The sequence below is a fragment of the Flexithrix dorotheae DSM 6795 genome, assembly GCF_000379765.1.
Classification (GTDB): Bacteria; Bacteroidota; Bacteroidia; order Cytophagales; family Flammeovirgaceae; genus Flexithrix; species Flexithrix dorotheae.
Genome location: NZ_KB903437.1, coordinates 17,585 through 30,050 on the forward strand (window position 1 = coordinate 17,585; position 12,466 = coordinate 30,050).

General features: G+C 33.3%; 7 protein-coding genes. 4 read left to right on the forward strand and 3 right to left on the reverse strand.

The window, feature by feature from the left end:
- Positions 1–260 precede the first annotated feature (260 nt).
- Both A3EM_RS0111695 and serS read right to left on the reverse strand, forming a co-directional pair.
- A complete protein-coding gene (locus tag A3EM_RS0111695) occupies positions 261–2,480 on the reverse strand; it encodes a Tex family protein (RefSeq protein ID WP_020528400.1) in 2,220 nt (739 codons plus the stop codon).
- A 106-nt stretch (positions 2,481–2,586) separates the two neighbouring features.
- Positions 2,587–3,861 carry a serine--tRNA ligase gene (serS, locus tag A3EM_RS0111700; RefSeq protein ID WP_020528401.1) on the reverse strand — a complete coding sequence of 425 codons (1,275 nt, stop codon included), beginning with the start codon at positions 3,859–3,861 and terminating at the stop codon, positions 2,587–2,589.
- A 578-nt stretch (positions 3,862–4,439) separates the two neighbouring features.
- On the opposite strand from serS, the gene A3EM_RS0111710 reads away from it, so the two are divergent.
- Entirely contained in the window at positions 4,440–5,759 is a 1,320-nt protein-coding gene (locus A3EM_RS0111710; RefSeq protein ID WP_169513351.1) for a tetratricopeptide repeat protein, read from the forward strand.
- Between the two features lie 159 nt (positions 5,760–5,918).
- Here A3EM_RS0111710 and A3EM_RS0111715 read toward each other — a convergent pair whose 3' ends face one another.
- Positions 5,919–9,503 (reverse strand): hypothetical protein, encoded by a 3,585-nt coding sequence (locus A3EM_RS0111715; protein ID WP_020528404.1) that lies wholly within the window; start codon positions 9,501–9,503, stop codon positions 5,919–5,921.
- Positions 9,504–9,906: 403 nt separating this feature from the next.
- Between A3EM_RS0111715 and A3EM_RS0111720 the strand changes: the two genes are divergently transcribed.
- The 3 genes from A3EM_RS0111720 (at position 9,907) to frr (ending at position 12,448) form a co-directional block, all read left to right on the forward strand.
- Positions 9,907–10,848, forward strand: a complete 942-nt coding sequence (locus A3EM_RS0111720; RefSeq protein WP_020528405.1) for a hydrogen peroxide-inducible genes activator — start codon at positions 9,907–9,909, stop codon at positions 10,846–10,848.
- Between the two features lie 114 nt (positions 10,849–10,962).
- Entirely contained in the window at positions 10,963–11,670 is a 708-nt protein-coding gene (pyrH, locus tag A3EM_RS0111725; protein WP_020528406.1) for a UMP kinase, read from the forward strand.
- 217 nt (positions 11,671–11,887) lie between these two features.
- Entirely contained in the window at positions 11,888–12,448 is a 561-nt protein-coding gene (gene frr / locus A3EM_RS0111730; protein WP_020528407.1) for a ribosome recycling factor, read from the forward strand.
- Positions 12,449–12,466 lie beyond the last annotated feature (18 nt).

Consider the following 12,466-nt stretch of genomic DNA (forward strand, 5'->3'; position numbering starts at 1 on the left):
TCTACAAAAATAGTAGAAACAATAATTTTAAGCAAACCTGTGGTAATTAAAGAAAAATCAAAACCTTTTGCCTATTTTTTTTAAAATATATCAATAAATCTGATTTATTTTTATTGATTTAATAAAAACACCTTTATCCAATCTCTAAATAAAATCAAAAAACATCTAAAAAAAATTATATTTTTTAACAAAAAAAGACCCATAGTTGGCCACAGGTCTTAAAAAAGTTATATTATCATGTGAAATTATTCAAATATGAATTATTTAAATTTGCTTTTCAACATATTCAATTTTTCTTCTAAAGAAATTTCACTTTTTTTCTCTGTTTTTCTCTTAGAATTACCAGGTTTCTGATCACTTTTCATAGTTAAAGCAATTCTTTTTCGTTTAATATCCACTTCCACCACCTTAACTTTTACCTTCTGGTGAACCTTTACAACCTCACTCGGATGCTTGATAAACCGATCTGCCAATTGGCTTAAATGAACCAAACCATCCTGATGAACCCCAATATCAACAAAGCATCCAAAGTTTGTGATATTTGTGACAATTCCTGGCAATTCCATTCCTACCTGAAGGTCACTCATATTTTCAATGCCTTCTGCAAATTGAAATGATTCAAACTTTTCCCTAGGGTCTCTTCCAGGTTTAGCCAGCTCATTAATGATATCTTTAAGAGTAGGAAGACCAATAGTTTCAGTTTGGTATTGTTTCAAATCTATCAGTGCTCTCAATTCAGCCTTAGTCATTAAATCATTGACGGTACAACCATTATCCTTGGCCATCTTTTCTACGATTGAATAACTCTCAGGGTGTACTGCACTGGAATCTAAAGGGTTTTCAGCATTTTTTATTCTCAAAAATCCTGCTGCCTGTTCAAAAGCTTTTTCACCCAATCGCGGAACTTTTTTCAGGTCATCTCTTCTTTTAAATGGACCGTTTTCTTCTCTATATAAAACAATTTGTTTGGCAATAGATTTATTTAGTCCGGATACATAGGTTAAAAGTTCCTTACTTGCGGTATTTACTTCTACTCCAACTCCGTTCACGCAACTAAGAACTACATCATCCAAACCACTTTTTAAGGCATTCTGATCTACATCGTGTTGATATTGGCCTACCCCTATTGATTTTGGATCGATTTTCACAAGTTCTGCAAGGGGGTCCATCAATCTTCTTCCAATAGAAACCGACCCTCTTACCGTTACATCTTCATTGGGGAATTCTTCCCTGGCAACCTCAGAAGCTGAATATACAGAGGCTCCACTTTCATTTACCATGACTACAATAATGGAAGAAGGAAGCTTAAGGTTTTTTACGAAACTTTCCGTTTCCCTGCTCGCAGTTCCATTTCCAATGGCAATTGCTTCTATTTTATGCTTTTGGCAAAGGTTTTTGATGATTTCACCTGCTTCAAAAACCTTTTTCTGGGGTTCGTTAGGGAAAATTGTAGTCTTTTCAAGTAATTTCCCTTGCCTATCCAGGCAAACAACTTTACACCCTGTTCTAAATCCAGGATCAATGGCTAAAACAGATTTTTGTCCAAGTGGCGCTGCAAGTAATAATTGTCTCAGGTTATCGGCAAAAACTTTTATAGCTTCCTCATCAGCATTTTGCTTCGATTTCAACCGAATTTCAGTTTCCATTGAAGGCTTCATCAACCTTTTATATCCATCCTTAATGGCTAATTTTATTTGCTCTCCAATTTCATTTTTTTTGTGGATGAACTGATCCTCCAGTTTAGTTATGGCTATTTCATCTTCAGGCGTACATGAAAAAGATAGTATTAATTCCTTTTCCCCTCTACGCATCGCCAATAATCTATGTGACGGAACCGATTTAAGCGGTTCTTCCCATTCATAATAATCTTTATATTTTTGGCCTTCTTCTTCCTTCCCGGGAATCACCTTAGTTTGAAGCACTCCCTGCTTTTCGAAAATTTCCCTAATCGATTTTCTAGCATCCTGATTTTCATTAATCACCTCTGCAATAATATCCCTGGCACCAGACAATGCATCTTCAACTGACAAAACCTCTTTTTCATCTGAAATAAATTTTTCAGCCTCAGCCAATAAGTCAAATTCGATCTGGTCAAAAATTTTGGTTGCCAATGGTTCCAAACCTTTTTCTCTGGCAATTGTGGCTTTTGTTCTCCTTTTAGGTTTATAAGGAAGATATAAATCCTCCAACTCCGACATCGTTTCGGTTTTATCGATTTTATCTTTTAACTCATCAGTTAGTTTACCCTGTTCTTCAATAGACTTTAAAACAGTTTCTTTTCTTTTATCAAGATCTCGCAACTGGCCGATTCTATCCCGAATACTGGTAATCGCAACTTCATCAAGACTTCCGGTAACTTCTTTTCGATATCTTGAAATAAAGGGAATTGTAGCCCCCTGATCCAATAATTCAATTGTTGAAGCTACCTGTTTATCGGAAATACCCAATTCTTTGGATACTTTTAAAATATTTTTATCCATTTAAAAACAACTAATATTAGAAATGTTTACCTCAAATTCAGGTTCACATTGTAAAGAGAAATGAAAAGTTATTCGATATTAATTACAACCCTATTTACCCGGGACCTTAAGAGATTAGATCAAAACCGGTATATTTTTGTAAACACTTTGGAATGTTTATTCCTGATTCGGTTTGATTGTTTTCAAGAATAGCAGCCAAAATTCTGGGTAATGCAAGTGCACTGCCATTAAGGGTATGTGCTAGTTGGGTTTTGTTATTTTTATCCTTAAACCTCAGCTTTAACCTATTGGCCTGATAAGTTTCAAAGTTGCTCACAGAGCTTACCTCAAGCCATCTTTTTTGAGCAGCAGAGTAAACCTCCATATCATAACACAATGCTGCATTAAAGCTAATGTCTCCTCCACATAAATTCAATATACGGTAGGGTAATTCCAGCTTTTTGATGAGCATTTCAATATGATTTCTCATTTGTAATAAGACATCGTAAGAATTATCCGGATGGACAATATGAACGATTTCCACTTTATCAAACTGATGCAGTCTGTTTAAACCACGTACATCTGCCCCCCATGAACCTGCTTCCCTTCTAAAACATGGAGTATAACCCGCAATTTTTATTGGCAAATCATCTAATTTCAGAATGGTATCGCGAAACATGTTGGTAATGGGAACTTCCGCTGTAGGAATCAGGTAAGCATCAGTTCCTTCCAACTTATACATTTGTCCTTCTTTATCAGGCAATTGCCCAGTACCATATCCTGATGCCTCATTGATCAAGATAGGAGGTTGGACCTCAAGATAGCCAGCGTTTTCTGCCTCTTCAAGGAAAAAATTGATCAACGCTCTTTGGAGTTTGGCTCCCTTTCCTTTATAATAAGGGAAACCAGCTCCAGTCACTTTATTTCCCAAATTAAAATCTATAATATCATATTTTTCAATCAAATCCCAGTGAGAAAGAGCTTCTTTCTTTAGTTCTGGCAAGTCATCTACTGTAAAAACTATTTCATTGTCATCAGAGGTTTTTCCCTCTGGAACTTCCTCATGAGGAATATTTGGAATCTGATAAAGTAATTCAATTAAATTATTTTCAAGGTTGGTAACCTCCTCATTAAGCTCTTTAGACTTATTTTTTAAAGATGCACTTTTTTGTTTGGCCTCTTCTGCTTCTTCTCTTTTTCCATCCTTCATTAACTTTCCAATCTCCTTGGAAAACCTATTCCCCTCAGCCAATACATTATCACGTTCAACCTGTAATTCTCTCCTTTTTTTATCGGTTTCCAGAACCTTTTCAACGGCTTCCTCTGGGTTAGCAAAGTATTTCTTTTTTAAACCAAGAATCACTTTTTCTTTATTATCCCTAATAAATTGTACTTGTAGCATCTTAAAAAATTTACTTTTTGGCAAAGTAAATTGAATTAAACCTTCTTAGAAAGGATTAAGCGAAAAAATTGGGATAGTCTTTCCCAATATAGATTTAATCAATTTTGAAGGACTCGATTTAGGTTTAAAAATCTACTCATAATTTTTAATGAATGTAAATGTCAGGTGTATTAAGCATTAAAACCTTACACGCATATTAAGTGAAAAAAATCATCTTTTTTTTGATAAAATTATTTTCATCAAAAAAAACCTTAATTGTACTAAGTAACCCTTATCCTCAATAGAATTCGATAAGTCTTTACTTCTTCCAGATAAAAATCTATTATCCTGAGATTAACTTTTAAAGGTTTCGACAAAATTTAGGGAAAATAAACCATACTAAAATTTTCTATCCTTCCACTTATGAATCAAGTTCACCAATTTTAACTTCATAAACCTTACTTTAACTTTTATTATGGGCAATACTCCAATTTGTCTAATGGAATAAAGTTTGTCTTTTATAAATCCACAAAGCACCATACTGCATTTTTTGTATGGCCTTTAAAACTAAATTAATAGACAATTTTAATATTTTGCCCATGAAAACCTGCTTAAAAATTGCCTTAATTTTGCAAGTTTTTCTTCTATCTTTTCAATCATTTGCACAAGATGAGGCGATGCAAATCTTTTCAAGAGCCGAACATTTAAGAAAAAGCAATAATTTCATTGCAGCTATTGATGAATATGAAAGAGCTCTGGCCTTAGAACCTGAAAACCCAAGGTTTTCCTTTTCCAAAGGAATGTGTTACATGACCCTTAAAGAATTTGATAATGCTGTATTAGCCTTTGAAGAAACTTCAAGATTAAAATCAGATTTTGTGCCTGCATATACAATGATGGCCAAATGTTATCAAAACCTTGAAAGGTATATGAAGGTGGAGGAAAGTCTTGATCAGGCTTTTAGGTTTGAAACCGACTTGAAGAAAAGAGTTAAATATAAAGAGGTCATTATTAATATGTTTTATAAACAAGAAAAGTATGACAGAGCTTTAAAACATATTAATGACGTAAAAATTATTGACCCCAACAATCTCTCAATTCTTCATCTTGAAGCATCAATTAATAATAAAAAAGGAAATTATAGTGCTGCTAAACAAGCAATGATTTCGGCTACTTCAATTTTGCCATCAAAAGACCCAAGGTCAGTAGCAAAATATTACTATGAATTGGGGTATGCTTACAACAAATTAGGTGAGTATGAAAATTCAGCCGAAGCATTTAAACTTGCAAATGTAGGCCCTTATAAGTCATTAATAGCCAGATTGAGTCCTGCTTTTTATACATCTTTGGCTACCTGTTATATCAAAATTAAAAATTATGAAAAAGGGAAAGAGTATCTGGAAACTGCATTAAAAATGCAAGATACTTTTTCATATGCTTATGTTCTTAAAGCACAAATTGCCAAAACACAGGCAGATCAAACAAAAGCAATAAATGAATATAAGGAAGCAGCCAAAGTAGAAACTGACAAAAAGAAATTAGCTAACATTTATGCTGGATTAGCAGAGTTACAATTGGATAATGGATTATATAATGATGCTATAGTTTCTGCAGATGAATTTTTAAAACTTGATGATAAAAATTATCAGGTAAAATTTATTCAGGCCACAGCACATTATAAAAACAATAACTTCAAACAGGCTATTAATATATTAGAAATGTTAGTGGGTTATCCAGGTCTGGATGTTGAAAATAAGTCAAAATTTCAGTTTGCTTTAGCGATGATTTATAAGGACATGAATAACACTGAGAGGGCTAAAATTGCCTTGAAGGCTTCTTCATTTGGTTCTTTTGCTACAATATCAAAAATGGAATTGGAAGAAATCGCCTCAAAAGAGCAAAAAGAAGAGGTAAACTAAATTATTATATTATACAGGGCAAAATACAAGGTATCTTCCTCAATCAGGGAGATACCTTTTTAATTTATAAATACCGGTGCATGTGGAAATGGCATAATAAATCAAGGATTATTAAATCAAAGCTTTTTTATATAATAATTCTGTTCAACTATATTTTTTCTAAAACAGAGCTGTAACCTGCATTCTTCCTAAATGTACAATATCTACATTTGGAGATTTTCTTCCTGAATAGGAAATATTTAACTGTAATCCGTTAGTTAGCTTTTGAATCCAGTTGGCAGACCAAGTAAAATTCTGCCCCGGCCTTAAAGCCTCTAACATTTGATAACCTACAGCAGTATTTTCCTTTCCTTTATACTTGATATCTATACTTTTAAACCCAAGCACTAAAGATTGTTGCGCTGCTTTTATCCACCTCAAGCTAAGTCCATTTTCGTGAAAATTCGCCTTTTCCCCTTCTGAATTTGAAAGTGCAGTATTAAGTTTATCCTTAAAAATGTAATAGCACGTTAGTCTTAAACTTTTTGAGGGTTGAAAAGATAATTCAGGTCTGATTTGGTATTTGCTTATTTTATAATTTCTATCCAATAAAAAATCTGATTTATTAAAATTCTCGCCTTTTAATATTTCGACCTTATTATTGAATTTCTTTTTTACATTCCACCGATAACTCAGGGATACTTCTTTTACATTTCTTTCTTCAAATCCACTAAACAAAAGCTGTTTATTTATTGATTTAATTATTCGAAATTCTAATCCGTAAACAGGATTCTTCCTGTTGAAGAAAAATGAACTTCTAAAATTAGATGAGGTAGAGATAATGCTTTCTTCCGGAATTTGGGAGAGGAAAGGAAGAAACCTTTGTTTTAAATCGTCATTGGAAATTTTATTATTTATTAAAATCGAAGAAATATTTGAAAACCTGGAAAAAAATGATTTGAAGCTCCCTGCATTTAACCAGTTTTGGGGGGATTCAAGATTTAACCGATAATTAAAAAGTGTTGTATAAGCAGAAATATATTCATCTGTTGGGGTGAAAAACTTAGCATAATTCATTTCTTCCGGATTAAGGGCTAAATAAAATTCATTCAAGTCCTGAATGCCATCCTGGTTTTCATCCCTCCAGGTATGTGTTCCTCTGCCTGGTTCCACCAAAATATAAACAAACTCCCTTTTCAATTCTCTTCCTGAGCCTGTTAAAACAGATAAATTAGACTTAATGTGTTTTTGTAAGAAACTTGTAGACCAATCCAACCTGCCCATAATTGTTTCTTCATTATTATCATTTGCAGAATAATATTTAAGATTTCTATAGGTCAAATTCAGGCTAACTTGGTTCCTGTTTACAGTCCTCTTTAGATCAAAATTTATTATTTGACCTAAGCTACTATTCTGAAACTCTCCGGCAATTGGCAACCAATCTTTTCGGATATCATAATTAAGGTTAAATTTAGTTTTTGACTTCTTATTACTTTTAATATAAAAGCTATGTTGATCAAAGTTATTTGCAGAATACACAATAGAATCTACTTGGTTACTCACAACCTTGTTTTTCTCTCTTGAAAAATTGTATCCTGGAATAACTTTATAACCTTGCAGAGATAAATCAAAATTTATTTTCTCCCATTGAGTTCTGCTTTCAGCCAAATTCCCATCCATTAGAAATACTTCCGAAAGTACCTGAATGCTTTTAAATGATTTATTAAAAATGAAATGATGTTGGCTTCCTTTTACACTTCCCAGCCTATTTCTCAAACCTAACTGATAATTAATTTCATTTTTATCATCCTTTTTTATTCCTATATGTGCATTTAAAATTTTATCTTCTGCAAGATTGTTTTCGTTGACTGACCAATATCGATTATATTCCACAGGCCGAAACCTATCAATTGGTTTAAAGAACTTTTCATTGTATTCTAAGTCTAACCCAGACACCCATTTATATTCTGGCAGAAAATTAACATTCCTTCCGGCATTTCTGTAGCCTACCTTAAATGCTCTTCCTGTATCATCTTTTTTATTTAGCTCCGAAAATAAATTTTTATTATGGTTAGAAATGGCAAACTCAGCAAATAAATAGTCCTCTTTACCTAAATAATACTTTACTCCGCTAGTAACCATTTGCTTTTTATCTGGTGCTTTCAAAATTTTCCCCGGCTCAAAATTTCCCTGAGGAATTCCATTTTCTGGTGCTACCCATTGATATATTCTACCATTGCTGGTTGACTGGGATAATACATAATTTCCATTTCCATAGCCTACTTCAATAAAAGCAGAGTTCAATAATGGTAAATCCTCTTCACCTGCCCTGATTAAAATATTTTGAAATCTTTCCCTATTTACAATTGTATCTACATAGGTATATATTATTCTGTTTGGGCTAAATTCTTCTAAAGTATCGGATTGCGTAGAAAGTGCTAAATGAGTGCTATCCCCTACTTCTGCCAATATTTCCCGATCTTCATCTGATAAATTAAAAAGTAGTGGCTCATTTTTATTATCCTTTTCCTGGTAGGCACTTACAAAAAGCTCTAAGTTATTGATTTTCTGACGGTGGGAACCCTGTAAAATAGCCCTGCTATAATTTTGATTAGCATATTCAAAATCTATTTTAACCCTGGAAAATTTTGTAATCAGCACTTTATTGGTAAAGGTGATTTCTCCAGTATTATAATCAATTACATAGTCATTATTGAAGCCTCTTTTTAACATTTTACCATCCAGAAAAACTTTCTCTGAGTTAGCAATTATGACAATAAACTTTTCATTATTTGGTCCGTAGATTTTATATGGGCCAGACACTCCATCTATTACATTGAGCTGATAGGAAAAAAACTGACCTTTGGCCACCGCAACTCCTATTTCTGTAGAAGTTGAATTTTTTCCATTTCCCTCACCCAAATTTATCGCTAACTGACCTCCCTGCACATTTTTGTAATACCTCAAAAACTCTGACTCACCATTTTTGAACACAATGTCTCCGGCCCCAAGTGCCCCGTTTTTGTGTTTTAACTCTAAAAAAATTTTGTCAAATTCCTGAAGTTGTAAGGTATTTCCCTCTGGTTGAAAAGGAACATTTTGATCAGAAAAAGATGCTTTTATTTCAAGATCTTCGGCCAATTTACCATCAAGTTGCAGATTTAAGGCAGAATTTAAAAATACATTTTGGGTATTGCCAAATGAAATCCCCCTTGTTAAACTTCCGCTTTTTTGCAGACCTGGAGTAGCAAATAATTCTTCCTTTTTATATACAACTTGCTCCTCTACCAAATCCTGAAATTTGTTTTTATAAAAACCTGTATCGAATGCTTCCTGAGATCGGTTATAATATTCTTTTGAAAAATTAATAGGAAAAACCCTGTAAGATATTTGGATGGAATCTGGAAAATTTCCTTCTAATATTTCAGGATTTTTTATGTAGAGCAGGTTTGCATCCACATCATATTCTAAGGAAACCTCAGATAAAAGGTGCCTGACCTCAGGCCTTGAATCAATTATCTCCCAGGAATCAGGAACTAATGTTAGGGAATCCAACACAATTGGTTGGGTTTGGAACTTTACCCACCTGCTTCTTTTTAAATTTTCCTGTGCATAAGAAGCCCCATTATGGTAAAAGGTGAATATTAAATAAAGCAAAAGATATTTCCATAAGGCATTTTTTCGAACAAAATCACCTCCTTGTTCCTTCTGATTACTAAAAAATAGCTGGGATAACAATCGCTTAAAAAAAATATCTTGCACCATTAGAATATCTCTAACGATCAGATATCTCCTTAATTTTTTAGTTCTTTCATTACTTTATAGCATTAAGAAAAATGAAATGAAGATTCCGACATAAGCCTATTGAAATTATATAATTCAGTGTTGATAATCTCTTTTGGCTGGAAATAATTTATTTTTTAGGGCATAAATACCTTCTTATGGCTGATTCAAATTGGTTTATAAATCTTATTTTTGTAAATAATAGATATAAAAATTTCACACTCTTTAATAATCTTTTTTTACAGGTTTAAATGGGAGTGTAATTCATACTAACAATTTGTGCTTGTGGGAAACTACAAGTGCTAAAACAAAAAATTCTGAACTTATGGATTCCTCCATTTTTTCAGGATAATACTAGGTCAACATTTTTATAAAAACAAATTCAATGGTTACACTAATACAATTAGAGTATGTCATTGCTGTGGACACCTATCGCCATTTTGCTACTGCAGCCCAAAAATGTTTTGTAACCCAACCGACCCTCAGTATGCAAATCAAAAAACTTGAGGAACAACTTGGGGTAATTATTTTTGATAGAAGCAGACATCCTGTTATTCCCACAGATATTGGCAGTAAAGTAATTGATCAGGCCAGATTAATTCTTAGAGATACTGAAAAAATTAATGAAATTATTAATTCTTTTCAGGAGAAAATTACCGGAGAGCTTAAAATAGGAATTATCCCTACTTTGGCCCCATATCTCCTTCCAAAATTTATTGGTAATGTGGTGAGGAAATACCCGGGAATAAATATTCAAATAGAGGAGATTATCACAGAGGATATTGTAAAAAAACTTAAAACCGATCTATTAGATGTTGGTATTCTGGTTACTCCACTCAAAGATGCTGACATCACTGAATCTCCACTATTTTATGAAGAGATAAAGATATATGCCAACCAGGACCATGGTTTTTCTCAAAATGATGGTATTAATTTGAATGAAATCGCATCTCCTGATTTATGGATGCTTCATGAAGGACATTGTTTCCGGTCTCAGGTTATTAATCTTTGTTCCAATATTAATTCAACAGAAAATAACCTTCCATTTCAATATGAAAGTGGGTCCTTGGAAACTCTAAAAAAAATGGTGGATACCGAAGGTGGATTTACCCTTTTACCTGAATTAGCTTTTAATGGACAAAATGATAACATCTACAGCCGGATAAAACATTTTAAAAACTTCAAACCATTGAGAGAGGTAAGTCTGGTAACCGTGAGGAACTATGCCAAATCAAATATTCTGAATATTTTATCGGATGAAATTTCCAAAGTTTTACCTAAGGAAATGTACGACAAAAAAAGAGGCATTGTAATAGAATGGCGGTAGGGATAATCTTTATTTTTTTCCAATAATTCCCCTTAAACCAAACAATCCTTAATAATGATTTAAAGCATGGTCTAATATTTTATATATTTGCGCAACTAGAATATAAGCAACTATATGAAGTACAAAAGAATTCTCTTAAAACTTAGTGGTGAGGCCCTGATGGGTGACCAAAAATTCGGGATTGATTCTGAAAGGTTAGAAACATATGCCCTTGAAATTCAAAAAGTTGTAGAAAACGGAATCCAGATTGCGATTGTAATTGGAGGGGGAAATATCTACAGAGGAATACAGGCTGAAAAATCTGGAATTGACAGGGTTCAGGGTGATCATATGGGTATGTTAGCGACCGTAATTAATGGTATGGCCCTGCAAAGCGCATTAGAATCTCAAGGTATTTATACCCGTTTAATGTCGGGGATAAAAATGGATCAAATTTGCGAGACATTTATTAGAAGAAGAGCCGTAAGACATTTAGAAAAAGGAAGAGTTGTAATCTTTGGAGCTGGAACTGGAAATCCATATTTTACTACTGATTCTGCCGCAAGTCTGAGAGCCATTGAAATTGAGGCAGATGTGGTGTTAAAAGGAACCAGAGTTGATGGTGTTTACTCTGCTGATCCCGAAAAAAACCCCGATGCTACAAGATTCACCACCATATCCTTCAAAGATGTTTACCAAAAAGGATTAAACGTAATGGATATGACAGCTTTTACACTTTGTAAAGAAAATGATCTTCCAATCGTAGTTTTTGATATGAACAAGCCTGATAACCTTAGAAGACTGGTTATGGGAGAGAAAGTCGGAACCTTAATTTCCATGTAATTCAACACTCATTTAATAATACTATTGTTCTTAAAAAAAAGCCTTTGCAATAAACTTGCAAAGGCTTTTTTTTAATTGAATTTTGGTTTTTATTGCAATCATTATTAATAAAATATAAAATAAGACCGATAACCAAAAAGTGGGGATGCTAAATTTTTGCTTTCAGATAAAAGCCTTAATTTTATAGCAAAAAAATTAATTAACCATTCTAAATATTATGGAAGATATAGATTTTTATCTTGAAGAGGCAGAAGAATCGATGAGTAAAGCCATAGAGCATACAGATCATGAACTTTCAAAAATTCGTGCTGGAAAAGCCATGCCATCTCTGGTAGACGGGATAATGGTAGAATATTATGGAAGTCCAACTCCCCTTAGCCAGGTAGCCAGTATTAATACGCCTGATGCCAGAACGCTTACCATTAAACCATGGGAAAAAAACCTACTTTCCGAAATTGAAAAAGCGATAATGAATAGTGACCTGGGCCTTAACCCTCAAAATGACGGTGAAATTATTCGTTTAAACATCCCTGTACTCACTGAGGAAAGAAGAATAGATTTGGTAAAACAAGCCAAACACGAAGCAGAGCATGGAAAAATTAGCATTCGAAATATTAGAAAAGACGCTAATGACCATATTAAAAAACTTTTAAAAGAGGGTGTTTCTGAGGATGCAGTAAAAAATGCGGAAATGGACGTTCAGGAAATTACCGATAAATTCATCAAAAAAATTGATGATTTATTCGCCAAAAAAGAAAAGGACATCATGACAGTTTAATGACTTAATCAATAATCA